A 26,483-nucleotide genomic window follows, 5' to 3' on the forward strand; every position below is an offset into this window, starting at 1 on the left:
ACTGCAAGCCGAAGCCACATCAAGGAACGACCTGCCGGAATTGGCCCCGGCCACCTGAAGGCCACGCCGACAATTCTGCAGGGCCCATTGCCGCCCCGACAACGACTTAGCCTCGATCCACCGACGGGGTTTCCACCGAACATCGGTTGATCATCTCGGTATTGGGTGATTCGGCGGGTATGGGGAAGCCGCTGATCACGTGATCGGCTTGCTCCGGGCGTGTTTGTTCGGGGTGGGACCGGGGTTGTGGCCTGTGGTCGGGCCGCCTGGTTTCAGTCGTTATGACGTGGTCAGCCGGGCGCCGGGTGGACGGCGGTGAACAGGTTGTCGAATCCTGCCTGCCAGGGCCAGTGCTCGGGTAGGTGCAGGTGGATGGCGCGGGCCCGGTGCGCGAGGCGGGCGGTGACATTGATGATCCGGGTGCGGATGGTGGTGGTCCGAGCGGTGGCGTAGCCGCCGGCGGCGCGGTGTCCGGCGGCGCGGTTGAGGTTGTGACTGATGGCGGCGCAGGTCAGCCAGGCGTCGTTCGCGGCGAACCGGCCGGACGGCAGGTGCGCCAGGGGCCCGGCGATCAGATCCGCGTTGACTTGCTCGATGACAGCATGTTGGCGGTGCTGGGCTTCGGCCTGCACCAGGGTGAACGGGCTGTCGGTGAACACCGCGTGATACCGGTAGGCGGGCAGCAGTTCTTCCTGGCCGGGGATCTGTGCCGGGTCGTCGCGGCGAACCCTGCGCACGATCAGCCGGGCGGTCACAGCGTGCCGGGTGCCGACGAACGCGGTGTAGACGGTTTCGGCGATCTGCGCGTCGGAGATCCACCGCTGGGCGTCGTCGTCCCAGACGGCTTGCGGATACCGGATGTCGATCCACTGGTCCTCGTTGATGCTCGCGCACGCGGCACGGATCTTCGCATCGATCCGGCAGGTGACCGAGAACCGCACCTTCCGGCGGCGGCACGTGGAAATCACGGTCTTGGCGTAGAACGCCGAGTCGGCCCGGACCACGATCTCCCCGGTGGCGCCGCACGATCGGGCGGTGGTGATCGCTTCGGCGAGCATGCTCGCGGCACCGCGCGCGGAGCCGGCGTTACCGCTGCGCAGCCGGGTGGCGGCGATCACCGGCGCGGACAGCGGAGTGGACAGCGTTGTGATCAGCGGGTTGTAACCGCGTAGCCAGACGTTGTAGCCGCCGACCTTGGCATGGCCGAACCCGGTGCCCTGCTTCTGCTTGCCGTAGACGCGCCGCAGCATCGAGTCGATATCCACAAAGGTCAGCACGTCGGCGCCGGCCAGCAACGGTGTGCGCCCGGCCAGGCCGATCAGGGTGTCGCGGGCGGCGCCCTGCAACTGCCGCACGTGCCCGTGGGTGAACGTGCGCAGGAACGAGCCCAGCGTCGAGGGCGCGTACACGCCGGTGAACAGCGACCGCATGCCACCGTGCCGGGCGATGCCCAGGTCGTCGATGCTGTCCGCGCCGGCCAGCATGCCCGCCACGACCGTGGCGACCTTGCCCGCCGGGTTCGCGCCCTTGTCCGTCGGCAGCCGCACCCGGTCGGCGACCGCGTCGTGCAGACCGGCCTGCTGAGCCAGGCGCATCACCGGGACCAGACCGGCACAAGACACCAGATTCGGATCATCGAACGTCGCGCGCACCACCGGCGCATCATGGCGTAATCTCACCTGCGAGGTGCCCTCTCGGACCGGCGGAATAGAAGCGTCGCAACTCCTATCCTTCCAGTTCAGAGGGCACTTTCTATCTCCGGGGTCCCGTCATCCCAGCATTGATCGGTGGATCGAGGCTTAGCAAAGACCCCGAGAAGCACTCAAAGCGAGTGCTGATTCTCCTTCTCGATATGGCGAAGCCAGCAACCCCCACCGCAGCGGACGTTAGGAAGTGTTGGAATCCATTCGTTTCGGGAATCACGTGTCAATCAGTCGAGAATTCGCGAATTGAAAAGCGGTGCGGGGTCTGCACCGCCGACCATCGCATTGATTAGCGAACGGGCGCTATGAGGCGTGCCCGCAGCGGATCAAAGGGCACCTGCGGCCCATTAGCCATCCACCGGCGCTCACCTCGGGCCGCGGTTCTCCTCGCCGAGCAACAGCGGCACGTCATCGACCGACAATTCCGTTCGCACGCGCGCGTATCGCACTCGGTGGCGCCACTTGTGGTGTTCGAAGGCGACGTCGGCGTCGATTTCCGCCACGAGGGTCGGCTCTACCTGTACGTACGGCAGGGGTTCGGGTTGATCGAGTTGGCCGGACCAGGATGCGGGCAGTGGCTGCGGCCACGGGTGTGCCACGCCGGGGCGTGGCGGCGCGAGCAGGGCGGCCAGGCTGACGGCCTGATCGGTGGTCAGCGGGTGGGAGCGGCCGGTGTAGCGCAGCCGCCCCTGCCGGTCGAAACGGCCCAGCAGCACGGTCTCGGGTCGGCTGAGGCTGCCGGTGACTCCGCCGACGATGGCCTCCGTGACGATCCGGGTCCGGAACTTCGACCAGCCGCGCCGGCCGGGCTCGTACCGACCGGCCACACGTTTGCTCACCACTCCCTCGATGCCCGCCGCGACGGTCCAGTGCAAGAGCCACTCCCCTACCTGCCTCATGTCCGCCGTCTGCGGAGTCAGGGTGAGCTGCGGCGGCGCGTCGGCGAGCAGCTGCTCCAGCAGGGCTCTCCGCTGCGACAGCGGCAGGTCCACGATCACCCGGCCGCCGGCGTCAGCGAGCAGGTCGAACAACACGTAGTGAGCCGGGCACTCGGCGGCCAGGCGCTGCAGGGCGCGGCCGGCGGTAACCCGGCGTTGAAGCAGAGCGAAGTTGGTGCGGCCTCGCTCCCAGACGATCAGCTCGCCGTCGAGCACCACCCCGGGCGGGATGGCCGTCCGAATGGCCCGGGTGATGTCCGGGAAGTAGGTGGTCAAGTTTCGGCCGGCTCTCGACTGCAGGTACACCTCGTCGGCCTCGCGGAAGGCGATCGCCCGCCACCCATCCCACTTGGGCTCGTGCACCAGGCCTGGGCCGTCGGGTACGACGTCAACCGGGGCTGCGAGCATCGGCGCGACCGGCCGGCGCAGGACAGGTTCCGCTCGGGCGTGCGCGCGTGGGTGGGTGGGAGTCACCTCCTGTCCCCACGACGCCAGCCGCCGGTGCCACTCATCCTCCGCCCACCCCCACCTCATCGTGAGAGCGACACGGGATGTCCCGGGCGAAGATCCGCGACAACGAATCCGCATGCGCCCGGCCCGGGCTCGCTTGCGTCGTCGGAAATGAGCTTGATGTGGGATGTGTGGTGCGGACGGTACGTCGTGCGGTGCGGCGATAGTTCGACTTGATGACCGGCGTCGCCGGTGAAATGAACCGCCCGCCGACCAGGCGGCGAACAGCGCGCCTGGCCTGCCGGGCCTGCCGATCGTGGTAGAGGTCCGACGACTGATCCGGCGGAACAGGTGGGCCACGATGACCGGACGCGACGCCACCGGTGCGGGGACCGGCCACCAGCCGGCCCCCGCACCGCTCCTGTGTACGGACGGCAGTTAGGTCATAGGACCCATGGGGCTGTCGTGCGTTGACAAAGCCTGGTCGGGTCGGCCTGTCAGGACGAGCAGGTGTTGAGCATGCTCTGCAGCGCGGACTTCTCCGACGACTGCAGGGTCAGGCCGTAGGCGTACTTCACGGTGATCCACATCTTGCTGTAGGTGCACCGGTACGCCGAGCGCGGCGGCTGCCACGTCGACGGGTCCTGGTCACCCTTGGACTGGTTGACGTTGTCGGTCACCGCGATCAGCTGCGGCCGGGACAGGTCGTTGGCGAAGCTTTGCCGCCGGCTGGTCGTCCACGAGCTCGCCCCCGACCGCCACGCCTCAGCCAGTGGAACGACGTGGTCGATGTCGACGTCCGAGGCGGCGGACCAGGTCGCCCCGTCATACGGGCTGTACCAGCGCCCGGAGGTCGCCGCGCACGAACTGTTCACGACGACGGAGGTGCCGTCGCGCTTGAGGACCTGCTCGCGAGTGTTGCAGGTGCCGCTGATGGTGATCCAGTGCGGGAACTTATCCCGCGAGTACCCGCTCATCGAGCCCTCGGCCCGAACGGTGAGAGCGTTGAGCTGCGACTGTGCGGTCGCCTTCGACGGAATCCCGGGCGGGGTCGCCGACGCCGGGGCAGCCCCCGCGACCAGGACGCCGGCGCCGACGATCACGGTCGCCGCGGTCGCTGCGGCTCGGTGCACGGCACGGCCAGGGCGGGTGATAAATCGGGGGAAACTCATGGCAGGCCTCCTCGGCGTTCGGGACGGGACAACGATGGTCCCCCGCGATCATGTCCATCGAACGCCATCCACGTAAAGGGACGACGACGCGGCTACCGCACATGCTCGCCGTCAACCACGGCTACGCGCGGTTGCTGACCTGTGCGACGCTGACCCTGCGTCCGAGGGCGCGTCCAGGTGAAGGTGCGATCTCGCACCACCTCGCGTCCGGCGGAACCCGCCTGTAGAAGCTCCGCCGTGCGGCGAAGCAGCGGACCTGATCTTCGGGCACGTCGGCACCGCCCGGCCCGCCGCGAGTCGGAGGCACCAGGGCTACTGGCGGTGGCGCTCGCCTCCGCGCGCGAGGCAGCTCGCGGTCCGAACCTTCTGCATGATCGAACACATGTACTATCCCTGTGTGCAGGAAGTGGTACGGCGGTGGTGGAACGGCATCTGGGGGCGCCTGACCCGCCGCGACGTGTGGCTGGTTCGTGAAACCCGTTGGACAGTGATGGCCCGGGCCGGCGATACGGAGTCCGGGAAGGTGCTGCGGTGGGAGTTCGACTCGGAGCCAGAGGCCCTGCAGATGGTTGATCGTCTGCTGCGCGCGGACACCGCTGGCCGGTGGCGGGAGCAGACAAATGGCACTCCTCCGCCGGCTCGTGGCGCCGGGTGAGGTGTCATCGGCTACGCAATGCGGATTGTTGTGCTCCCCCTGGCGAGGCGGCATCCCGCCGCAACCGTGCCACCGTTACGCCACTCACACGCCGAGCCGCGGGCAGGGTTTTGCGGAGCGCCCGGTGACCAATTCAGTGCAGGTGCCCGTCGGCAGGCTCCGCGTCGATCGATCGTTCGTACACTGCGCGGTGCTTTCCTGGCCACTTGTAGTCGCAAATCACGGACACGCCCTGTAGATCGTTGACGGGTCGACCTGGCTTCGGAAGGCGATCACGCTGCCGATCACCTGCCCGTCGATGATGGCGAGTGGGCAGGTGTTGGCGAACAGCGTGGCGTACAGCCAGTAGTCCGATGAGCCCCGCAGCCTGATGTACGGCTCTCCCAGCGCCAGCAGCTTCTCCAAGTGGGGAATCCGGTCGACCGTGAGCGGAGTGATGTTCATGAGCGGCCTCCTTCAATGAGCTCGGTCGATGCGGCGAAGGGCCGAAGATTTCAGTCGCTTTGGCTTCGGTGGGCTGCCCACTCGCCGGTCCAGGCTGCGAGGTCGTGTACCCATCGCTGTGGGGCTTTCCGGGACTTGGTAGCCCACTTCGCGGCGTTCCTTGACGCGAAGTCGTTCAGGACGTCGCGGTCAGCGGTGGTCCAAGCGGGGAACTGTGTCAACCATTGCTCTGCCTGCTCGGGCGTGTGGCCGCTGCCGATGAGCCACTGCGCGAGCAACGCGAGCTCGACCCACGGGGCAGCCTTGGTCGCGTACGCCCAGTCGACGATGCGCAGGCCGCCTGCCGTCACGATGAGGTTGGCCGGATTGAGGTCGGAGTGCACGAGCGCCTGGCCGTCCATGGCCGGAAGGGCGAAGCCGAGGCGGCCGGCAGGAGTGAACCACGTTCCGGCGGGCGCCGGCGTTTCTTGCAGTCCTTTCAAGGCCGCCGCGAGCAGCCCCAGGTCGTGGCTGTCGGGCGACAGGTCCGGGTGGGGGCCGTCCAGGTGTTCGACCCCCACCACGAACCAGCTGTCGTACGTGAAGTGCCAGAGCACGGCCGGCGGATACCAGTCGACCGCTGTGGTTGCCGCCAGCTCGTAGCGCAGTGACCGGACGCCCAGGTCACCTGATGCCGCCTTGACGAAGACTGTGCCGGTTGAGCCGGTGACGGTCGATGCGATCTCCGCGTGGTTGCCGCACGGAGCCGGGTACACGTCGATGATGCCGCCGACTCGTTCGGCTATCCCCGCCGTGACGGCGTCGGGTAGCGCGGTCCAGTCACTGCGCATGGGTTACCTTCCGCTGTTACTTGCCGCCGCCGGGCTGGGGCGGGTTGGGCGGGCAGCACGACTCCGCCTCACCGGCCCAGAATTCCATGTCGACCCGGTAGCCGGTCTTGTGCAGTGCCGCGAGTGTGAAGGTCACGGCGGTTCCGTCCATCATTCCCTCGGTGAGGATGGGGATGTGGTGGACGAAGCCTTCGGCGATCTGCTCGCACGCGGCGGCGTACGGCACGGTGTGCTGCAAGACGGAGTGCCACACTGCGTCGATCGGGAGGGTCGGCACGACGCGGCCGATCGATCCGTCCGGAAGCGGCATTCCGAAGTTCGGGTTGTCGACGTTGTCGGCATGTGCCTTGAGGAACACGCAGAACTGCTCGACGGCCCGCTCGGCGTAGGTGCGGGTGACGTGCCGGTCGGCGGCGAAGTAGTCGACCAGCTTGCCGAACGTTTCGGCGTCGATGAGGGTTCGGGGGTCGGCGGCGATCGTGGCCGGTCTGTCTGCGGTGATGGTCACGGCTTCTCCTTCAACCTGTGCGGTCAGCGGCGCTGGACTCGCGCCGAGCGCGGAGGTAGGGGCCTCGGTCCCTTGTCTGTTCTTCGGCGAAGCGTGCAAGGTGCGGGTGGCTCGCGGCAGGGCCGCACGGAGGGCCCCTCACCGTTGGCCAGCGGTGGCGCACCATCACAGGTGCCCGATGACCGGCTTGCGGACCTGGCTACAGCTGGCATGGGGGGTGTTGAGCGGCCACGCGCCGCTGCCGCTGTCGGGGTTGCGGCGCATCGGATGGATGGTCGGGCCGTCGGGCAGGGTGATCGGCTGTCGGGGTGTGTAGCCGTGGCGGGCATACAGGTCCCCGACCCCGGTGGTGGTGTCGGTCCAGGACGGCAGACCGACCCGGTCGACGCGGGTGCGGTGGTGGGCGAGCATCGCCGTGCCGCGGCCGGTGTGCTGGGCGTCGGGGTGCACGGCTAGGACTGCCAGGTGGTAGTGGGGTTCGGTCGGGCGTGGGCCGGACAGCAGTTGGTCGAGCAGGTGGAAGCGGTCGGTGTGCGGGCCGGCGGCGTCCTGGAGTCGGAGGCGGTAGTTGGCCGGTGGTGGGATGGGGCGGTAGCGGTGGAAGCCAACGGTGGCGGCGGTGAGGTCGTCGGTGAGGTAGATGTCGCCGAAGAACATGGCGTGCTCGACCCAGATGGCGAGGACGTCGGCGAGGATCTGCCGTCGGTGTGGTGGCTCGGGGACGAGCCAGGTCGCGAGGGCGCTCGGTTCGAAGGCGTCGGCGATGAGGGCGGTAACTGGGTCCTTGTCCGTCCAGCGGGCGGCGCGAATGCGAGGTACGGAGTCCATGGGGCTGCTCCGGCGGGATGTCGGGTTGGCGGGTGTGTTCATGTCAGGTGCCTCGGTCGGGTGGTTGGCGGTGCCGTGAGCAGTGGTGCGGCGGGTGTCTGGGAGGTTGTGGGCAGGCGGGGTCGCGGTACCGGTCCCGCTGCGGCGGTGTTGAGGGCGGTGGCGAGGTCGGCGGCGAGGGCGTCGATTTGGCCGCGGGTGATGCCGGGCATGCAGATGATGTGGCTGGTGGCGCCGTCGGTGGCCAGCAGCCATTTGGCGCGGACGGGTTCGGGTGGTGTGGGTAGGACGACGGTGAAGGCGTGTGGGTGTCGCCAGGCGGGCCAGCCGGTGGTTCTGATCTGGTCGACGGCGTACGCGGCTAGGCGTCGGGCTTCGGTGGTGCGCCAGTGGTGTCCTTCGCGGCCGTGGGTGGCGATGGCGTGCCACAGCAGCGCGGCGGACAGGCCGCAGCGGGAGCCGGTGATGGTGGTGTCGGCGCTGTTGGTGTAGGCGACCTGCCAGGCCGGTTTGCGGACGCTGTCGCGGATGAGGACGACCCCGCATGGGGTGGGTGTGGCGAAGAACTTGTGGCCGGAGATGGCGATGCTGCCGATGCCGCTGGTGTCGTCGAGGCGTAGCCGGCCGTCGAGGGCGAGGGGGATGCCGGACAGGGCGGCGTCGACGTGCAGGTGCCCGGCGATGTTGTACTGGTCGAGCAGGGCGCGGATGCGGTTGGTGTCGTCGACGGCCTCGGTCATCGTGGTGCCGGCGGTAGCGACGATGATCGCCGGCCAGCGCCTGCGTCGGCGTAGTTGCGCGGCCAGGTGGGTGTAGTCCATCTCCCCGTCCGGGCCCGCGTGCACGATCGCTTTGTAGGCGCCGAGCATGTTCACGATCTTCGGGATCGAGTAGTGGGCGGCGGTTGAGAAGTAGATGCGGGCGGTGGGCCAGCGGCGGTAGGCGGTGTGCAGGGCGGACAGGTTGCCTTCGGTGCCGCCGGTGGTGACGTATCCCCAGCGGTCGTCGGTGGGCATGGCGAGCAGGTCCGCGACCCAGGCGATCACCGCTTGTTCCAACACGCGGGTGTGGGTGACGCCGCCGGTGTCGGCGGGGTCGCCGATGTTGTTCCACAACCGGTGGCCGAGGCGGGTCATGACCGTGCTGTGGTCGAGGTCGACCGCGCCCGGGTAGCCGATGCTCGTCGCCGCGGCGGCGTCGGCGTCGCGGAGGAGCTGGTCGAGGACGGCGGTGATGTCGATCGGGGCGCGGGTGAGGTCTGCGGCAACGGTGAGGTCGAGCGCGATGTCAGTCACGCGGGCTGCCCTCCACGGCACAGGTATGTGGTCAGGGTGTCGTGCAGGACCGCGAGTTGCCGCCACACCTCTCGGATCGTGTAGTCGCCCCGCTCCGGGAGGTCGGCGTGGGGGTTGTGCCAGTGCGCTGGCCGGTCCGCGTCGAGTGTCTTGGTGCTGCGGATGCCGTCGTCACCGAGGCGGGCGTGCGGGTTGCGGTCGATGTGCATGGCGGTGCCGTCGGTCAGCAGCACGTAGCACTGGCCGCGCAGGTCCCAGGCCGAGCGGTACCGTCCGGTCGCGGCCGGCTCGCGCAGGCTCCGGGCGATCTGGTACCAGTGGCCCTCCTCGGAGTCCAGAGTGCTCACCCCGATTCCGACGTAGGCGGCGTCGGATGGCGTGTTCATGTCGCCGCCGTTGACCATCGACCCGTCCGGGCCCAGCGGATGCCACCGGTGGCGGCCGGCCACGGCGCGGGCGATGTTGGACGCGGCGACCTGCGTGAGGTCGGCCAGCAGCCGAGGCAGGTTGTTGGACTCCGGTGAGGCGAGGAACAGCCGGTAGGCGGTGTGCAGTCGGTAGCCGTGCGGCTCGCTGGGCGCGCCGGAGGTGAAGAACAACGCCACGGCGTGCGGGCCGAGCGCGTCGCGGGTGCCGAACCGCTGGTCGGCTTCGATCATGTGGCCGGAGTTGAGGCGCTTGCACCGGTAGGCCACCTGGCGGCGGACATCCGCCCACCATCGGGCCTCGGCAGAAGGCGCCGCCCCGTCCGGCTCCTCCCCCACCACGTACGACGGCTCAGGTAGGGCTGGGGCTGGCGGTGGAGGGGGAATCGGCGGTCCCGGCGGGCGCTGGTGCGGGTACGGGCCGGGAGCCGGGCCGTGTCCAGGTGGTGGTATCTGGGTGGCCGGAGGCCGGTGGCCGGGCGGCGGTGCCGTCGCGGGTCGCTCTGGCCGCCAGTCGGGGTGTAGCGGGTCAGGGCCGTACCGCCCGGCGGGCATGGTCGCGTGAGTCCTCATCGTTGGTTCCCTTGTCAGATTGAGACGGTGATGGCGTCGGGAACGGCGTGCGTGGCCGGGGTGCCACGACCGATACCGGCGTAGACCTCGGGCCGGGACTGACGCAGATGACCTGTCCACGCCCCGCCGGCCGCGGCGGTGCCGGCCAGGATCGCCGGCAGCAGAAACGGCAGAGGCGACCCGGGATCCGCGCCCAGCAGGGAGCCGACGTTGACCACCATCAGCGCCAGCACCACCGCCCCGCCGAGCAGGCCGAGGGCGGGCGCCAACCGCCACTGCCACACCCCCGCCCGGTCACCCCGCATCCGCGCTGGCGCCGCCAGCGCGGCAACCGACGCCGCCAGCAGCAGGCACAACAAGCCCATCGCCCCCAGCGTCGACAACCACGTGAACATCACCGCGAGGGGGTCGACGCCGGCGACGGTGAACGCGGCCACCACGAGCGCGGCGACCGTGGTCTGCGTCAAGGAGCCGCCGCGCGGTGCGCTGACGCGCGTGCCGGTGCCGGCCCGCGCGAGCCCCGCCGGCAACACGCCCTCCCGGGCCATCCCGAACACATACCGGGCGATAACCGAATGGAAGGCCAGCATCGAGGTGAGCACCGCGAACACCAGCACCACGCTCGCCAGGGAAACCCACCAGCCGCCGGCTCGCTCCAGGACCACGAACGGCAGCCCGCCCGTCGGATCCGCCGCGACCGCCGCCACCGCGTCCGGGCCGACCGCCGCACCCATCGCCCACGCCGCCGCCGCGTACACCCCGCCGAGAACCAGCGCCCCGGCGATGGTGGCCCGGCCAACCGACCGCCGATCGGTGGCCTCTTCGACGAACGAACCGGGGGCGTCGACACCCATGAACGCCGCGACACACAACGCGACCGCACCGCCGATACCGCTGACCGCCAGCCGCGAGGCGTTGAACCCGTCCCAGGACAACCCGCCGTCGGCGGGCTGGCCGAGCCCGGCGAGGATGAACACCGTCACGATCAGCAGCGACACCGCCAGCACCGTCGCGAGGACCCGGGTCGACAACACGATCGCCCGCACCCCCAACACCCCGACCACCGCCAGGGCGATGCCCGCCCACACCCACCAGGTGCCGCCGAGCTGAGCGGCCATACTCGCCCCGAACAGCCCGTAAAGGCTGATCTGGATCGCGTTGTAGGCCACCAGCGCGACCAGGCCGGCGGCCACACCCCAACCAGGGCCCATCCCGCCCGCGAGGATGCCGTAGTAGGCCGCCGGGTGACCAAGCTGCCGGGCCATCGCCGTGTACCCGACCGCCAACAGCGCGACCACACCGGAGACCAGGAGGAACGTCAACGGCAGCGCCGTCACCCCCGTGGTGGCATACGTGGCGACGATGCCACCAGCGAGCACCACCATCGGCGCCGACGCCGCCGCCCCGAACACCCACAACCCGGTCGGAGTCATCGTCCGCCGCGCCAGAGCCACCTGCGCGTGCGTCGCCCTCACCGCTGCCCCCGCCCCACAGCGTCCGGGCAGCCAGAGCGCCGGCAGCCATCCACCGGGTGCCGGTCCACGTCGGCGGCGCTGGCGGCCACGAGATACACCGCCACTGGCCGCACCGGGCCAGCCCGCCAGTAGCCCTGGTCACGGTCGAGCCGCCGCTGTGCGACGTGAGCGTCCGGTGTGAACCCGAACAGGTCGTGAGCACCGTCGGGCCACTCGCGTCGAATCGCGTACCCCCACGCGAACTCGACCGACGTCACGCCTCCCGCGTCCGCCACGGTGGCACCGGTGCGGGCGGTGGTCAGCCGTGCCGGCCACCACCGTCCGGCATCGAGCCGTCGCGGTGGAGCCAAGGTGCGCACATGGGTAATAGCAGGCAGCATGAAAGCAGCCCTCCTACGAGATCAGGGGTGCAACGAGGTAGCCCGCCGGGCGCGAGGTCATCGCCCGCAGGTGATCGGCTTTCGGTACCGGCCGGTAATCAGGGAGAACGCGGTGACACCGGCAACACCCGGCTCGCCCGCCGGTATCACGGCTCGGCCGAGACGAACCCGACGGGGAAGGCCGTCGAGATGCCCGCCGCCGGCAGCGGGACGCCACAGCCGCCACAACGCCGGCCCACCCGGCTCCAACAAAATCGGCGAGCGCGGCACATACCCGAGCCGGGCCAGCAGACCCTCCCGCGGCCGATCACCGCACACCTCCGCGTACGCCGCCAGCCCGCCACCATCCAGCACCCGGTGATGACTGGCCAGCAACACCGCCGCAGCAGCGTCCTGACCAGGGCGCGCCGCCACCTGCGCCAGATAGTGATGCGGCGCTTGCGGATGCGCCGCGTCACGGTAAGCGTGCAACAACGCGAACCGAGGCGCGTACGGGCCGAGCAGCCGGCGCAGGTCGTAGCGCCACAGCACCGACGACGGCGGCGGTGGCCGCAACCGCGCGTACCAGACCGCCACCGCACACCGGTCAACCGTGGTATCGACCCGGCCATTCGCCAACCCACGCTCCAGCACGAACCGTGCGTAGCGGCACAGCACCTCACCGCGATCGGCCGCGTCCGGCACCAACCACACACCCAAGCCACCAGCCATCAACGCATCCGCGACGACCGGCACCAGCACCTGCACGTCCTCGCCGGACGCCCGATGCACGATCACGTCCACCGGCGTCATGGCTCATCCCTCTGGCATCCGGCATCGACCGCCGGCCCCAACCAGAGCAGCTCGCCCGGCGCTACGTGCCGCACCAGCATCCGGGACACCGAGCCCTCCTCGGCGGAGCGCACGTTCCGCTCCACCGGCCGCCCGCCCGCGCGCCCATAAGTGGTCGACGGCGCGGTCTTGCGCGTCGACGGCCATCGCCACGGCGGCTCCGGATCCTGTCCGGCTGTTTCTGGCGTCGGCTGCACAGGACTGCCCGGGAGCCCAGGGCTGTACTGGCCCGGGGAAGGGCAGCCGAACGGATTGAACGGCCGGTCACCGGCCGGGAGAAACCACTTCATCCGGCGCACTCACCCCCTCCTTTGTCGCCAGCGCTGGGGCATTCACGAGTAGCTCGTTTGCCAATTAACGATCACGCAACGACCCGGAGCTGGGAATACCGACTTCCGGTCCGACTTCCCGCACCGACCTGCGATCCGACCACCGGACGACCTGCGCAAACGTGACGCACCGTCAGCTGCGGCGACGTAGCAGGCGGCACGAAATCCCAGTACACCTGCGGCCGCAACTCCAGCCACAGCGACGATGGCAGCTGCTTCGAGGTTGCCTACACCCACGAGCGGGTCCTTGTGCGCGACTAGAAAACAGCACCGGGCCGTACTGCGATTCGACCCGACACAGTGGCACGTGTCAATCCCCCGGAATCGTGGAGGACTCCGTTATGCGGCCTGGGCTCCTCGGGCCTCGGCCATGAAGCGTTCGTAATCGATGGGTGACATGCCGTCGCAGGCGCTGTGACGCCTGCGGGCGTTGTAGAAGTCGACGATCCAGGTGGCGATCTTGATGCGGGCCTCGGCTCGGGTACGGAACCGTTGCCGGTGGATGTACTCGACCTTGATGGTGGAGTTGAACGCCTCGGCCGCGGCGTTGTCCAGGGCGCAGCCGACCCGGCCCATGGACTGGGCCACGCCGAGGCGCCGGCATGCCTTGGCGTAGTCGGCGGCGCTGTATTCGCTGCCGCGGTCGCTGTGGAAGATCACCCCGTCCACGGCACCGCCACGGGTCGCGGCGGCCATCGACAAGGATGCGGTGGTCAGGTCCGCGTCGTGATGCTCGCCCATCGCGTAGCCGAGCAGCCGGCGGGAGTACAGGTCGATCACCGTGGACAGGTACAGCTTGCCCTCGTCGGTGGTGATCTCGGTCAGGTCACCGCACCACAACAGGTTCGGCGCTACGGCGGTGAACTGCCGCCGGACCCGGTCCGGCGCGGCCGGGCGTTTGCCCTGCTTGGTGAGGCTTCGCCGGCGTCGGGATGTGCGGCCGGCCAGGCCGAGGGCGGCCATCCGCGCGGCGACGTGTTCTCGCCGACCCGCCAGCCGGCCGCCCGCAGGTCGAGGGTGACCCGGGGGGAGCCGTAGGTACTACCGGAAGCCGCGAAGCTCCTCCGGATCGCCTCATCCAGGTCGGCCTGCCGCCGCTGACGAGCCGTCGGCGTCCGACCGCGCCACTTGTAGAACCACGACTCGGACAGCCCCAGGGCGCGGCAGGTCACCGTGTGTGGCACGCCGTGCTCGGTCCTCTGGGAAGCGATGAACGCGGCCACGCTCACTTCGTCGCCTCTTTGACCCACAGGACCACGGATCGCTTGAGCACTGTGAGGATGGACGGGTGCCGCCCGGCGGCGGGGTTTGACTCAGCTTGAGACTGGCCCTGCGGGTGCCTTCGTGATGACCCGTCGACCTCGCTGCGGGTGGCACCGACCCGGCCGGGCGTGGCTGTGTCCCGATAGGGGCCTCGCCGATGGGCACCGTCACAGTCCTGACCACCGCGTCCGGTCGACGTCACCGCCTTGACCCCGCACCGAAGGAATCCCCGGTTTGTCCACCGTCACCTCGACCGATGCCACCGCCGTGGATGAGGAGATCATCCTGGGCGTGGACACCCACAACGACACGCACGTCGCCGCGGTGATCACCGTGCTGGGCGCCCTGCTGAGCACCCGCGCGTTCCCCACCACCACCGCCGGATACACCGACCTGCTGGCCTGGGCCAGCGAGCACGGCCGACTGCTGCGCGCCGGCGTGGAGGGCACCAGCTCGCACGGCACCGCCCTGACCCGGCACCTGCACCGCAACGGCGTGCAGGTCATCGAGGTCAACCGGCCCGACCGCGCCACACGACGCCGGCGCGGCAAGACCGACGCGATCGACGCGGAGAACGCCGCCCGAGCAGTGCTGTCCGGTCAGGCCACCGGCCTGGCTAAAAGCGGCGACGGCGCCGTCGAGATGATCCGCATGTTCAAGATCGCCAAGGACTCGGCGGTCAAGGCCCGCACCCAGGCCATCAACCAACTCAAGGCCGTGCTGGTGCGCGCCGACCCGACGCTACGCGAGTCACTCGACGGCCTCGGCCGCGTCGCGCTGATCCGCGCATGCGCGACCCTGCCCGGCACCACCGAACACAGCACCCACGCGGCGACCACCACCGTCCTGCGCAGCCTGGCCCGCCGCGTCCTCGCCCTCACCGACGAGACCCGCGCCCTGCAACAGCAGATGAGCAGCGCCGTCGCCGCCTGCGCGCCGCAGCTGCTCGACCAGTACGGCGTCGGCCCGGACACCGCCGCGGCGCTGCTCATCACCGCCGGCGACAACCCCGACCGGCTGACCAACCAGGCCGCGTTCGCCGCCCTCTGCGGCGTCAACCCCATCGAGGCGTCGTCGGGCAAGACCCGCCGCCACCGCCTCAACCGCGGCGGCGACCGGCGCGCCAACAGCGCCCTCTACACCATCGTCCTGACCCGACTCGGCCGCGACCCACGCACCCGCGACTACGCCACCAAACGGGCACACGAGGGCAAATCAACGAAGGAGATCATCCGCTGCCTGAAACGCTACGTCGCCCGCGAGGTCTTCCCCCTCATCACCGCAGCCCTGCCACCAGCGACAACACCGAACCCGGCGACTTGACAACCATAGGGGCGTCGTCACGCTCCATCGCCAGCTCGGCGTTCTCCCGCCGCAGCCGCAGCAACTCCGCACGCTCGTCGGCGTCCAGACCGCCACCGGCAGCGGCCTCACCACGGGCCCGCTTGTCCTGGTTCACCCAGTTACCGAGGGTGCCCTCGTTGATCCCGAGATCCCGAGCGACCTGCGCGATCGGCTTACCCGTCTCCCGCACGATCCGCACCGCGCCCTCACGGAACTCCCGATCGAACCGGCGTCTCGTTTCAGCCATGACCATCTATCCCCTTAGGTCTGGCCTCCACGCTAACGGGGGAACCTCACACGTTCTCATGGAAGGCCCTTGCTATGACGGATTCGCATCTCCGACCGCAGACACGGGCCGGTAGCGTCACGGCCCGGGCTGAGCCTCGATCCACCGACGCGGTTTCCACCGAACATCGGTTGATCATCTCGGTATTGGGTGATTCGGCGGGTATGGGGAAGCCGCTGATCACGTGATCGGCTTGCTCCGGGCGTGTTTGTTCGGGGTGGGACCGGGGTTGTGGCCTGTGGTCGGGCCGCCTGGTTTCAGTCGTTATGGCGTGGTCAGCCGGGCGCTGGGTGGACGGCGGTGAACAGGTTGTCGAATCCTGCCTGCCAGGGCCAGTGCTCGGGTAGGTGCAGGTGGATGGCGCGGGCCCGGTGCGCGAGGCGGGCGGTGACATTGATGATCCGGGTGCGGATGGTGGCGGTCCGAGCGGTGGCGTAGCGGCCGGCGGCGAGGTGTCCGGCGGCGCGGTTGAGGTTGTGACTGATGGCGGCGCAGGTCAGCCAGGCGTCGTTCGCGGCGAACCGGCCGGACGGCAGGTGCGCCAGGGGCCCGGCGATCAGATCCGCGTTGACTTGCTCGATGACAGCATGTTGGCGGTGCTGGGCTTCGGCCTGCACCAGGGTGAACGGGCTGTCGGTGAACACCGCGTGATACCGGTAGGCGGGCAGCAGTTCTTCCTGGCCGGGGATCTGTGCCGGGTTGTCGCGGCGAACCCTGCGCACGATCAGCCGGGCGGTCACAGCGTGCCGGGTGCCGACGAACGCGGTGTAGACGGTTTCGGCGATCTGCGCGTCGGAGATCCACCGCTGGGCGTCGTCGTCCCAGACGGCTTGCGGATACCGGATGTCGATCCACTGGTCCTCGTTGATGCTCGCGCACGCGGCACGGATCTTCGCATCGATCCGGCAGGTGACCGAGAACCGCACCTTCCGGCGGCGGCACGTGGAAATCACGGTCTTGGCGTAGAACGCCGAGTCGGCCCGGACCACGATCTCCCCGGTGGCGCCGCACGATCGGGCGGTGGTGATCGCTTCGGCGAGCATGCTCGCGGCACCGCGCGCGGAGCCGGCGTTACCGCTGCGCAGCCGGGTGGCGGCGATCACCGGCGCGGACAGCGGAGTGGACAGCGTTGTGATCAGCGGGTTGTAACCGCGTAGCCAGACGTTGTAGCCGCCGACCTTGGCATGGCCGAACCCGGTGCCCTGCTTCTGCTTGCCGTAGACGCGCCGCAGCATCGAGTCGATATCCACAAAGGTCAGCACGTCGGCGCCGGCCAGCAACGGTGTGCGCCCGGCCAGGCCGATCAGGGTGTCGCGGGCGGCGCCCTGCAACTGCCGCACGTGCCCGTGGGTGAACGTGCGCAGGAACGAGCCCAGCGTCGAGGGCGCGTACACGCCGGTGAACAGCGACCGCATGCCACCGTGCCGGGCGATGCCCAGGTCGTCGATGCTGTCCGCGCCGGCCAGCATGCCCGCCACGACCGTGGCGGCCTTGCCCGCCGGGTTCGCGCCCTTGTCCGTCGGCAGCCGCACCCGGTCGGCGACCGCGTCGTGCAGACCGGCCTGCTGAGCCAGGCGCATCACCGGGACCAGACCGGCACAAGACACCAGATTCGGATCATCGAACGTCGCGCGCACCACCGGCGCATCATGGCGTAATCTCACCTGCGAGGTGCCCTCTCGGACCGGCGGAATAGAAGCGTCGCAACTCCTATCCTTCCAGTTCAGAGGGCACTTTCTATCTCCGGGGTCCCGTCATCCCAGCATTGATCGGTGGATCGAGGCTGAGACCCGCATCCGGGAGGCCGATATCGGCCCCGCCCTCACGGCGACGCCGTCCGGGACTTCCTTGACTCTGTGTGTGCCCGCAACCACGATGGCGGCGGCAGGTCGCGCGACGCTTATGCGCTCGCCGGCCCCGGCGAACACGCCTGCACACGAGGGAGGTGTAGATGCCGCGGCACCCTGACACCGTCATCACGCCCAACCGGCTGCTCGTCCGTGCCCGCCAGCGCCGGACGTCACCGCATCGGCCCGGCCAGTACCTGTCCCGAGCCGAGTTGGCAGACGCCGTCAACGCCGCCCTCGATCGCCTCTACCCCGGGCGAAACCTCACCGCCCACTACGTTGACCACCGCTGGGTCGGCAAACTCGAACGCGGAGAGCACCGCTGGCCCAGCCGCGAACGCCGCGCCGCCCTCCGCCAGGTGCTCGACGCCGCCACAGACGCCGACATCGGCCTCTACAGCCCTCGACGTACCGATAGCCGCGCGATCCCTGGTCGCCGGCAGGTGACGGCTGCGTGGTTCGGCAAGCTGCCAGGTGACCTTGCGGAGCTTCCGGGGCCGTGGGCGCCCGGACTGGGGTTGCAGGCACCGGCCAGGATCGAGCGGCCTCATGTCGAGGCGCTTCAACGCAGCATCGCTCTGTTCGAAGAGTGGGACCACCAACATGGTGGTGGACTCGCCCGCGCGGCGATGGCTGGGCAGTTCGAGTGGGCCTGTCGGGTCGCCCGTCAGGCGTCGGCAACCGAGGCGGTACGCCGAACCTGGCTGTCGACTGCAGCCCGACTTGCTGATCTTGCCGGATGGGCGTGCTTCGATTCGGGCGATGAAACCACGACCACTCAGCGGTACCTCGTTACGGCGATACAGTTGGCCAGCGAAGCCGATGACGTGCAGCAACGGGCACACACCGCTACCACATTAGGCCGGCATCTCACGTACGTCGGGCAGGTCTCGGACGCTCTTGATGTGATTGGTCTCGTCCACTCGCATTGGCGTGAGATTCCTCCGCTGGGACGTGCGGCGGTGCGGATCGTAGAAGCTCGCGCCTATGCAAGGAGCCACGATGGACGAGCGTGCATCCGCGCGGTCGCTCTATGCGATGAAGAGTTTTTGGCCAGCGGTTTGGATGGGGCAGAAGATCCGGTATGGGGCTATTACGCCGATGCCGGACAGATTCTCGGTGACGCTGGTCATGCCTTGTTTGACATCGCTATGTCCAACCATGACCACCAACAGGTACCTATGACGATCGATCGGTTACGCTCGGCGTACTCCTACCATTCGATAGAAGCTGCCAGATCACGGGCTCTCACCATGATTAGGATTGCCTGTCTCCAGGTTCGAAGCGGCGATTTCGCCAGCGGATTGAACTCGATACGGGCTGCTTTGACAGATGCGCGGGGCGTTCACTCGAGCCGTCTACGCGATGACCTTCGCGCACTGGATTCCATCCTCGCAAACTCCAAACCGGAGCCGAGCCTTGCGGGTGAACTCGCGGCAGCGCGGGCGCACGTAGCCGAGACCGTACGCCAGCAGATCTAGTAACCTGTCCAGCCAGCGGGAGCGGTTCCGTCGCGCAGCGTGTCGATGCGATGCCGTAGCTGGCGAAGTCGTTGCGGGTCGTTGTCCGCTGACTGGGCCAGCCATAGAGTCATCCGCAGCATGCGAATCAGCCGCAGCACCGGCCACGACGGGCTGCGCCGGACATCGAATCCATAAGCTTGGACAAAGTCAGCGTATTCCTTGGCGGAGAACCATCCGCACTCGTAGTAGAGGGCCGTCAGGGTCAGATCCCATTCCGGGGGTCCGATACTCACTGTCTCCAGATCCACGAATGCCTTCCGACCGTCGGCCGTGACCAGAAGATTCTCCATGTGCGCGTCACCGTGGAGCACCGCCTCGCCTAGCGTGAATTCCGCGGTGGTCCACTGCGCCGAGACGTCATCACGGAACTGGCGAAGGAAAAGACGGTCGCCGGTATCGAGACCAGCGCCGGTCTCTAGCCGCTCTTCGAACTTGTCAAACGGCGACAAGGGGGGCAGCAAGTTTCTCGGGATAGGGACTCGGTGAAGCAGACGCAAGCACTCGGCGAGGGTGACCAAGTCGGCCGGGCGGCTATCGGGAAGATACTCCCACAGCGACACCGCGTACTGCCTGACGATGATCGGCTCCGGCCGTGCGGCGTGAACGACCGGCACCTGTCGCGAGGCCAACCAATCGGCTATCTCGATCTCCCGACGGTCGCTGTCCATGGCCGCCCTTGGTACCACCCGCGCCAGCACACCAGCGCTCGCCAGCAGGACCACACCGTTCTCCCCGACACGCACCACAGTGGCGTCGTGAACAGGGAGGCCCACTCCGGTGGCTGCCGATGTCGCCGCTTCGATCGCCTCTTCCGCACGCACCCGACCATCTTCCTCTCGGTGCGGCGCACCGCCTCGTTGCCTCTCTAAAGGTCCGACTGACACAAGATGACGGCAAGTCGGACCGCAAGTCGGTATTCCCGCAACGTTCACTATGGGTAATCGTGTGAGGCGTGCATGGTAGGCCTCCGGGCGCAGCTGGTCGCTCTACAGCCATCTTGTACGTAGATCAAGGGCGAACGACGCGGTGCAGTCGTGGCATCTAGTCACCGTAGGAGCCGTCGCGGCTGGTGTAGGCGTCATGCGCGACGTCGTGTCCGTCTTCCGGCGGACATCGGTGGGACCGGGTCGTCCTGTCGAAGCGGCCCTGACGATAGGGAGAGTGGCGCAAACATGAGTGTCGGCACGACGAGCAGCAAGGGCTTACGTGACGCAATGGTCGACCACCTGGTTGCCGATCACGAGGCCAAAGGGCTCATGATGCGGCCCGAGGTGGAGGCGGCGCTACGGGCGGTGCCGCGTGAGCTGTACACGCCGGGTGTCCCGGTGGAGGAGGCGTACCGCAGCGACACCGCTGTCATCACTAAGCGGCAGGGGGATGAGACGGTCAGTTCGGTCTCGGCGCCGTGGCTGATCGCGGAGATGCTCGGTCAGGCGGCCGACGCCCTCGACGGCGGTTTGACGGGGCGGCATGTGCTGGAGATCGGGTCGGGTGGCTATAACGCGTCGCTGCTTCGGGAGTTGGTTGGTCCGTCGGGGTCTGTCACGACCGTGGATATTGACCCGGAGGTGACCGAGCGGGCCGTGGCGTGCCTCGCGGCAGCGGGGTACGGCGACGTCACCGTGGTATGCGCCGATGCTGAGAAGCCGATCGACCCGAACCGTCGTTTCGACCTGATCATTGTCACGGCCGGCGCGTGGGACATCCCCCCGGCCTGGATCACCCAGCTCGTCGATGACGGCGTGCTGGTGGTGCCGTTACGCACGTTCGGGATGACCCGGTCGTGGGCGCTGCGCCGTGTTGGCGGCCGGCTGATCAGCCGCAGTCAGCGCCTGTGCGGGTTCGTGGCGATGCAAGGCGCCGGAGCCCACGAGATGCGGTATGTCGACATCGCAGATGGCGTCCACCTGAGGCTGGACGAGGGCCAGCAGGTCGACCCGGACGTCATTCGCGGTCTGCTGTCGCAGCCGCGGGAGCAGGCGTGGGCCGGGGTGAGCTTGCCGGCTCGGACCGTCCTTGCCGACTTGGACCTGTGGCTGGCGACGCGCCTCGCCGATGAGGCGGATCTGTTTGTGGTGCTGTCGGCGCAGCAGGCGGCCGTTGATGCCGGCATCGTCACCCCTGCCTGGCGGTTCGGCACCCCCGCCGCCTTGCACAACGGAACCTTTGTCTACCGCTCGTCACTGGCCTGGACCGACGAACTGTTCGACCTGGGCGCGTGTGTGCACGGGCCCGATGCGGTCGTGGCGGCTGAGCGGATGGTGGAGCACATGCGCGCGTGGGTGGAAGCTGGCGAGCCTGCGCCGGTGCTGCACGTTCTGCCCCATCGGACTCCCGACGGCGACCTGCCGGCCGGGACGGTGCTGGACAAGCGGCACAGCCGCGTCGTCCTCACCTTCACCCCCGCATAGGAAGGGAAACGCGAGTGGACGCCACAGAACTCGACGAGCTCGACCTGGACATCACTCTGGTTGACGCCGGCCCCGCCGCTGGCGGGTACGCCACCGCCACCGACGACGGCTGCGGCTCGGGCAACACGGGCTCGAACGCCTGCTCCGGCGGCGGCAAGTAATCGATCCTTACGCTTGCGGCCCGGCGTTCACGGACGCCGGGCCGCGCCTTTCGGTGGTGCGTCATGTTTTCCGCGGCTGCTGCGGCGCTGGTCAGAGTCGCCGCCTACCCGAGTGGTCTGTCCCTGCCGGCGTGGCCCGACCTGGCGTCCGGGCACCCCGATCAGTGGCGGCAGTGGCTGGACACGGTGTGGGCGTTGCCGGGGTTCGCCACGGCCGTTGCCTTCGCCACACCGGAGCTGGCCGAGCAGATCAGCCGGGCTGTGACCGGCGAGCCGACTCCACACCGTCGGCTGCGACGCCTGGTCGAATCGGCGGTCCGGTACCTGCTGAGGTGGACCACCCGTGCCACACCCTTCGGCATGTTCGCCGGGGTAGCTCCGGTCGAGTTCGGTGCCCGCGCATCTGTCCGCGTGGGCGAGGCACACCACGCGGTCGTTCGCCCCGACGGCCAGTTCATCGCCGAGCACACCGCGCGGGCCGAGCAGGACCTGGACGTGCTCCAGCGTGTCGCCGTGGTGACGAACGCGTTGGGATACCAACGCGGCGGGGTGTGGGTGCTGCCCTGCGCCCGCTCCTACGACGACCGCCGGTGGGACATCGAGATCCCACTGACCACGCACGTGCAGGCGGCGTTACAAACAGCGCGTTCTCCCGTCGTGTTCGGTGAGCTCGCCGCGACGATCGCCGGTCCGACGCTTACCGGGGTGGACGCGGTCGAGCGGTTGCTGGCCTCGCTGGTCCGCACCAGTGTCCTGCTGTCGGCGCTACGGCCGGCGATGACCGTCACCGACCCGGCCGCCCACCTGGCCCGTAACGTCCCAGTACCGGATCCAGGCGATCGGGTCGCGGTCGACATGCGGGTCGACGTCTCGGTGACACTGCCTCCGGCGGTTGTGCACGAGGCGGGCAAAGCCGCCTCGACGCTGGTGGCGGTGGCACCCCAGTTCCCCGAGTGGGCGGAGTACCACCGCGCGTTCATTCAGCGGTGGGGCCCTGGCGCGGCCGTGCCGGTACGTGATGTCCTGACCGTGCTGGGGTTCCCCGCCGGATACCGCGGTTCCACCCGCCGCCTACCTGCGGTGTTCTCCGCCCGCGATCGGCTCCTCGCGCAGCTTGCCCAGCAGTCCGCTCTGAACGGCTGCGCGGAGGTGGTCCTCGACGACGAGTTGATAGGCCGCCTGCGGGCCGACGATGACCGGCCGCCTATCCCGCACACCGAACTGCGGTTCACCCTCGCCGCCGCGACGCCACAGGATCTGGACCGGGGCGCGTTCACGTTGACGGTCATCAGCGGGGCCCGCCACGCAGGGGTTTCCGCCGGCCGATTCATGCACCTGCTCACCCGCGCAGAACTCGCGTCGTTCCAGCGCGCCTACCGCAACCTCCCCACTGCGATCCCCGAAGCGGAGCCCGTTCAGCTGTCCGGTCCTCCGCTGGATGCCCGCCTGACGTCGGTCGCCCGGACACCCGAGATGCTGCCCGTCCTGCCCGTCGGCGACTTCCATCCCGACCCGCCATACACGGTTGGGGACCTCGCGGTGACCGGGGATGGCCAGCGTCTGTGGCTGGTGTCGCGGACCAGCGGCCGGCCGGTAGAGCCGCTGCTGTTCAACAGTGTTCTGCTCCCCGGCCTTCAACATCCGCTGACGCGGTTCCTGACCGAGATCTGGGCGGCGTGGACGGCTCCCTGCAGCAGATTCGACTGGGGGCACGCGAGCGGCCTGCCGTTCCTGCCCCGCATCCGGCGCGGACGTAGCATCCTGCATCCCGCTCGCTGGGTCATCGACCGATCAGCCCTTCCGCACACGGCGCCGTGGCCGCAGTGGCGCGACGCCTGGCAGCGCTACCGCGACCAACACCGGATCCCCGGCGAGATCCTGGCCGGCGACGATGACGTGCAGCTGCGTCTGAACCTGGACGACTGCGCCTACCTGACCATGCTGCGCCGACACCTCGACCGGCAGGCCCGCACCGTCGTCACCGAAGCCCCCGGCCCGGCCGGCTGGATCGACGACAGGCCCGCCGAAGTTCTCCTCACCCTCTCCCACGCCTCCCCCGTCAGCCGACCGAGACGACCGGTTCGAGCCGCGACCGCACTACCGCACCGGCCCGGATCGTCACCGTGGCTGGAGGCCCGGCTACATGGCCGGCCCGACGACATCCTCACCGACCTCGCCCGCCGGGCCGACAATTTCCTCACCCCCGGCTGGTGGTTCCTCCGGTACCCCGAACCCGAAACGCACCTGCGGCTACGCATCCCGGTCCGAGATGCCGACCGGTACACTGGCGCCGCCAAGCGCCTGGCCGAGTGGGCCCAGTACCTCGAGCGGCAAGGCGTCCTGCACGACTACAGCCTGCACAGCTACCGGCCCGAGGCACGCCACGGCACCGGGCCCACGCTCGCCGCCGCCGAATCAGTGTTCGCCGCGGACTCCCGCGCCGTCCTGCAACGGCTGACCGGCGACCGCCACGCCACCACAGCCGCCGGCATGATCACCATCGCCGACGGATTCACCGACGGTGACGGGCTACGGTGGCTCGCCGACCACGTCCCCCATCGCAGCGGCCCCCGCCTCAACCCAGCGCAGCTCGACCTCGCCCGCACCCCCTACCGCGACGACGGTCTGCAAGCGGCGTTGGCCACCTACCGGCCTCTGGCCCACGCCGACAATCTCGACCTCGACCACGTGCTGGCCGACCTGCTGCACCTGCACCACGCCCGCATGATCGGCGTGGACACCGCCTCCGAACGGCACTGCCTACGCCTGGCCCGAACCATCGCCCGCTCCACCCAGGCACTGTCATGACCGCAGGACAGTCCCTCGCTGACGGCGCCGCCGGCGTCGCCCTCCTGCATCTGGAAGCCGGCAACTGGCCAGCCGCGTACGCGGCCCTGCGGGAGGCCACCGCCACCGGCGTCACCACCGCCGCCGGAGCCAGCCTCTTCTACGGCGCCCCCGCGCTCGCGTTCGTCCTCGCCACCACCAACCACCCACGCCTCGCCCGAGCACGATCGATCGCCGCAGCCGCAACCGCCACAGTGACACGTCGACAGTTGCAGGCAGCTCACCGCCGCATCGACTCTCACCGGCAGCCCCACTACGCCGAATACGACCTCATCCGCGGCCTGACCGGACTCGGCGTCGCCCTACGCCGCCTCGGCAACCACCACCTGCTCCGCCAAGTACTGGACTACCTGGTCCGACTCACCGAAACGATCAACGACCTGCCCGGCTGGTGGTGCGCCAACGGACCCGACCGCAACCAAGCCCCGCCACCCGGAGGCCACGCCAACCACGGCATCGCCCACGGCATCACCGGCCCACTCGCGCTTCTCGCCCTCACCCTTTACGACGGCATCACCGTCGACGGACACACCGAAGCGATCACCCGCATATGCCAATGGCTGGACACCTGGCAACAGCACACCGAGCGCAACGTCTGGTGGCCGCAGACCCTCACCCTCGATGACCTGCACCGCGGGACGCCGGCACAACAACAGCCGCTGCGCCCCTCCTGGTGCTACGGCACCCCGGGCATCGCCCGCGCCCAGCAACTGGCCGCCCTCGCCCTGCACGACACCACCCGCCAACAGCTCGCCGTGACCGCGTTCACCGCCTGTGTCAGCGACCCCGCCCAGATCCGCCGCCTCACCGACCGCAGCCTCTGCCACGGCACCGCCGGGCTCCTGGCCACCGGCCGGCGCATCACCGCCGACGCCCTCACCCCGGTACCCCTCACCCCGCTGGCACACCTGCACCACCGCACCGCCCCGTCCGCCGACGAACCCACCGGACTCCTCGACGGAACAGCCGGCTGCGACCTCGCCACAGCCCCCGCCACCTCAACCGGGTGGGACGCCTGCCTCCTCCTCACCTGAACGAAAGAGAACGCCGTGGAAGACAACCCCTGGCGACAGGTCAACATCGCCTATCCCGGCCACAGCCGCCGCGAGCGCGAACGGCACGCGACGACCCACCTCAGAAGCGTTCTACCCGCCGCCGAAACCGCCGGCCTCATCACCTCATGGTGGTTCATGCGCAAAGGACCATGGCGCATCCGCTACCTGCCCACCACACAAAGCGGCCCCGATCCCATACACCGCCTGCTCACCGAGACCGTCACCTGGACCAGCGACATCTACGAGCCAGAAATCCACGCCTTCGGCGGCCCAGCCGCGATGCACGCCGCCCACACGCTGTTCCACCACGACAGCCACCAGATACTCACCTACCTCGACGACCACCCGACCGACCGGCGGGAACGCTCACTCATCCTGTGCACCGCCCTCATGCGCGCCTCAGGGCTGGACCTCAACGAACAAGGCGACGTATGGGCACGAGTCACCCAACGCCGCTCCGAAACCCTCGGCTGGCCCCCTGCCCCCGACCCGGACGCATGGAAGACCTTCACCAGCAAGGTCCGCCACCTGCAACTCGGCACTCCCCGCCGCCCCAGCGACTGGCACACAGCGTTCGAACATGCAGGCACAACGCTTCGACGCCTACGCGAAACAGGCAAGCTCACACGCGGACTACGTGCCGTCATCACCGAACACGTGATCTTTCACTGGAACCGGATCGGGATACCCGCCAAAACCCAAGCCACCCTCGCGCAAGCGGCCACGGAAGCCATCCTCGGTAAGACTCCAGTCCGGGAAGGACAAAAGTGACTTAAGCTGGGGCATTCAGCCGACAAGACGGTCTGCCCCCACCCTCATTACACCGGCCTGGCTGGTCCTCGCCTGATGATCGCCGCCGCCGGGGTGGAGACAGTAAGGTTCGGGCCGTGTCTTCCCGGCTCAGCCCCGG

Annotated in this window: 23 protein-coding genes and 1 pseudogene; 8 read left to right on the top strand and 16 right to left on the bottom strand. The window is 69.0% G+C overall.

The window, feature by feature from the left end; all coding sequences use genetic code 11:
* Positions 1-290: 290 nt before the first annotated feature.
* From EV376_RS25260 to EV376_RS25270, 3 genes are all read right to left on the bottom strand, one after another.
* Entirely contained in the window at positions 291-1,679 is a 1,389-nt protein-coding gene (locus tag EV376_RS25260) for an IS1380 family transposase (RefSeq protein WP_130327198.1), read from the bottom strand.
* Between the two features lie 389 nt (positions 1,680-2,068).
* Positions 2,069-3,049, bottom strand: a complete 981-nt coding sequence (locus EV376_RS25265; RefSeq protein WP_130327200.1) for an ATP-dependent DNA ligase — start codon at positions 3,047-3,049, stop codon at positions 2,069-2,071.
* Positions 3,050-3,588: 539 nt separating this feature from the next.
* The gene (locus EV376_RS25270; protein ID WP_130327202.1) at positions 3,589-4,263 is read right to left on the bottom strand and encodes an HNH endonuclease family protein; all 675 of its coding nucleotides are present in this window, start codon (positions 4,261-4,263) and stop codon (positions 3,589-3,591) included.
* A 397-nt stretch (positions 4,264-4,660) separates the two neighbouring features.
* Between EV376_RS25270 and EV376_RS25275 the strand changes: the two genes are divergently transcribed.
* On the top strand, positions 4,661-4,918 hold the full coding sequence (locus EV376_RS25275; protein ID WP_486482796.1) for a hypothetical protein: 258 nt from the start codon (positions 4,661-4,663) through the stop codon (positions 4,916-4,918).
* Positions 4,919-5,137: 219 nt separating this feature from the next.
* On the opposite strand, the gene EV376_RS25280 is transcribed toward EV376_RS25275, so the two are convergent.
* The 10 genes and pseudogenes from EV376_RS25280 to EV376_RS31090 form a co-directional block, all read right to left on the bottom strand.
* Positions 5,138-5,362, bottom strand: a complete 225-nt coding sequence (locus EV376_RS25280; RefSeq protein ID WP_486482797.1) for a hypothetical protein — start codon at positions 5,360-5,362, stop codon at positions 5,138-5,140.
* 50 nt (positions 5,363-5,412) lie between these two features.
* Entirely contained in the window at positions 5,413-6,192 is a 780-nt protein-coding gene (locus EV376_RS25285) for a phosphotransferase (RefSeq protein ID WP_130327204.1), read from the bottom strand.
* Between the two features lie 16 nt (positions 6,193-6,208).
* Entirely contained in the window at positions 6,209-6,700 is a 492-nt protein-coding gene (locus EV376_RS25290; RefSeq protein WP_130327206.1) for a hypothetical protein, read from the bottom strand.
* Positions 6,701-6,865: 165 nt separating this feature from the next.
* Positions 6,866-7,528: a GNAT family N-acetyltransferase gene (locus EV376_RS25295; RefSeq protein WP_130327208.1), complete on the bottom strand. Its 663-nt coding sequence runs from the start codon at positions 7,526-7,528 to the stop codon at positions 6,866-6,868.
* A gap of 38 nt (positions 7,529-7,566) precedes the next feature.
* Entirely contained in the window at positions 7,567-8,823 is a 1,257-nt protein-coding gene (locus EV376_RS25300) for a histidine decarboxylase (protein ID WP_130327210.1), read from the bottom strand.
* Positions 8,820-9,482 carry a hypothetical protein gene (locus EV376_RS25305; protein ID WP_207228427.1) on the bottom strand — a complete coding sequence of 221 codons (663 nt, stop codon included), beginning with the start codon at positions 9,480-9,482 and terminating at the stop codon, positions 8,820-8,822. The genes EV376_RS25300 and EV376_RS25305 overlap by 4 nt, the downstream gene beginning before the upstream one ends.
* A 353-nt stretch (positions 9,483-9,835) precedes the next feature.
* Complete coding sequence (locus EV376_RS25310) at positions 9,836-11,326, bottom strand: APC family permease (protein ID WP_207228606.1); 1,491 nt, start codon at positions 11,324-11,326, stop codon at positions 9,836-9,838.
* Between the two features lie 407 nt (positions 11,327-11,733).
* A complete protein-coding gene (locus EV376_RS25315; protein WP_130327212.1) occupies positions 11,734-12,468 on the bottom strand; it encodes an N-acetyltransferase in 735 nt (244 codons plus the stop codon).
* A gap of 707 nt (positions 12,469-13,175) precedes the next feature.
* Entirely contained in the window at positions 13,176-13,832 is a 657-nt protein-coding gene (locus EV376_RS25325) for an IS3 family transposase (RefSeq protein ID WP_486482932.1), read from the bottom strand.
* Positions 13,823-14,086: pseudogene (locus EV376_RS31090) on the bottom strand (IS3 family transposase); the annotation flags it as partial. The pseudogene EV376_RS31090 and the gene EV376_RS25325, both read right to left, overlap by 10 nt.
* Before the next feature lie 247 nt (positions 14,087-14,333).
* Here EV376_RS31090 and EV376_RS25330 point away from each other — a divergent pair.
* On the top strand, positions 14,334-15,422 hold the full coding sequence (locus tag EV376_RS25330; protein ID WP_130321139.1) for an IS110 family RNA-guided transposase: 1,089 nt from the start codon (positions 14,334-14,336) through the stop codon (positions 15,420-15,422).
* Here the strand turns inward: EV376_RS25330 and EV376_RS25335 are convergent.
* Together EV376_RS25335 and EV376_RS25340 are read right to left on the bottom strand one after the other, a co-directional pair.
* A complete protein-coding gene (locus EV376_RS25335; protein WP_165438117.1) occupies positions 15,376-15,690 on the bottom strand; it encodes a transposase in 315 nt (104 codons plus the stop codon). The genes EV376_RS25330 and EV376_RS25335 overlap by 47 nt on opposite strands.
* Before the next feature lie 314 nt (positions 15,691-16,004).
* Positions 16,005-17,393, bottom strand: coding sequence for an IS1380 family transposase (locus EV376_RS25340; protein WP_130327216.1), 1,389 nt, complete (start codon positions 17,391-17,393; stop codon positions 16,005-16,007).
* A gap of 287 nt (positions 17,394-17,680) precedes the next feature.
* On the opposite strand from EV376_RS25340, the gene EV376_RS25345 reads away from it, so the two are divergent.
* Entirely contained in the window at positions 17,681-19,057 is a 1,377-nt protein-coding gene (locus EV376_RS25345) for an NsdA family TPR-like regulatory protein (RefSeq protein WP_130327218.1), read from the top strand.
* Here EV376_RS25345 and EV376_RS25350 read toward each other — a convergent pair.
* Positions 19,054-19,920 (bottom strand): aminoglycoside phosphotransferase family protein, encoded by an 867-nt coding sequence (locus tag EV376_RS25350; protein ID WP_130327220.1) that lies wholly within the window; start codon positions 19,918-19,920, stop codon positions 19,054-19,056. The genes EV376_RS25345 and EV376_RS25350 overlap by 4 nt on opposite strands.
* 351 nt (positions 19,921-20,271) lie before the next feature.
* Here EV376_RS25350 and fxlM point away from each other — a divergent pair, with 351 nt between their 5' ends.
* The 5 genes from fxlM to EV376_RS25375 all read left to right on the top strand — a co-directional run bounded on the left by fxlM (position 20,272) and on the right by EV376_RS25375 (position 26,344).
* Entirely contained in the window at positions 20,272-21,510 is a 1,239-nt protein-coding gene (fxlM, locus tag EV376_RS25355) for a methyltransferase, FxLD system (protein ID WP_130327222.1), read from the top strand.
* 14 nt (positions 21,511-21,524) lie between these two features.
* Positions 21,525-21,671 carry an FxLD family lanthipeptide gene (locus EV376_RS25360; protein ID WP_130327224.1) on the top strand — a complete coding sequence of 49 codons (147 nt, stop codon included), beginning with the start codon at positions 21,525-21,527 and terminating at the stop codon, positions 21,669-21,671.
* A 63-nt stretch (positions 21,672-21,734) separates the two neighbouring features.
* The gene (locus EV376_RS25365; RefSeq protein ID WP_130327226.1) at positions 21,735-24,479 is read left to right on the top strand and encodes a lantibiotic dehydratase; all 2,745 of its coding nucleotides are present in this window, start codon (positions 21,735-21,737) and stop codon (positions 24,477-24,479) included.
* Positions 24,476-25,552, top strand: coding sequence for a lanthionine synthetase C family protein (locus EV376_RS25370; protein WP_130327228.1), 1,077 nt, complete (start codon positions 24,476-24,478; stop codon positions 25,550-25,552). The genes EV376_RS25365 and EV376_RS25370 overlap by 4 nt, the downstream gene beginning before the upstream one ends.
* 15 nt (positions 25,553-25,567) lie before the next feature.
* Positions 25,568-26,344 (top strand): thiopeptide-type bacteriocin biosynthesis protein, encoded by a 777-nt coding sequence (locus EV376_RS25375; protein WP_130327230.1) that lies wholly within the window; start codon positions 25,568-25,570, stop codon positions 26,342-26,344.
* The last annotated feature ends 139 nt before the right edge of the window (positions 26,345-26,483 follow it).

Source organism: Micromonospora sp. CNZ295 (assembly GCF_004217535.1).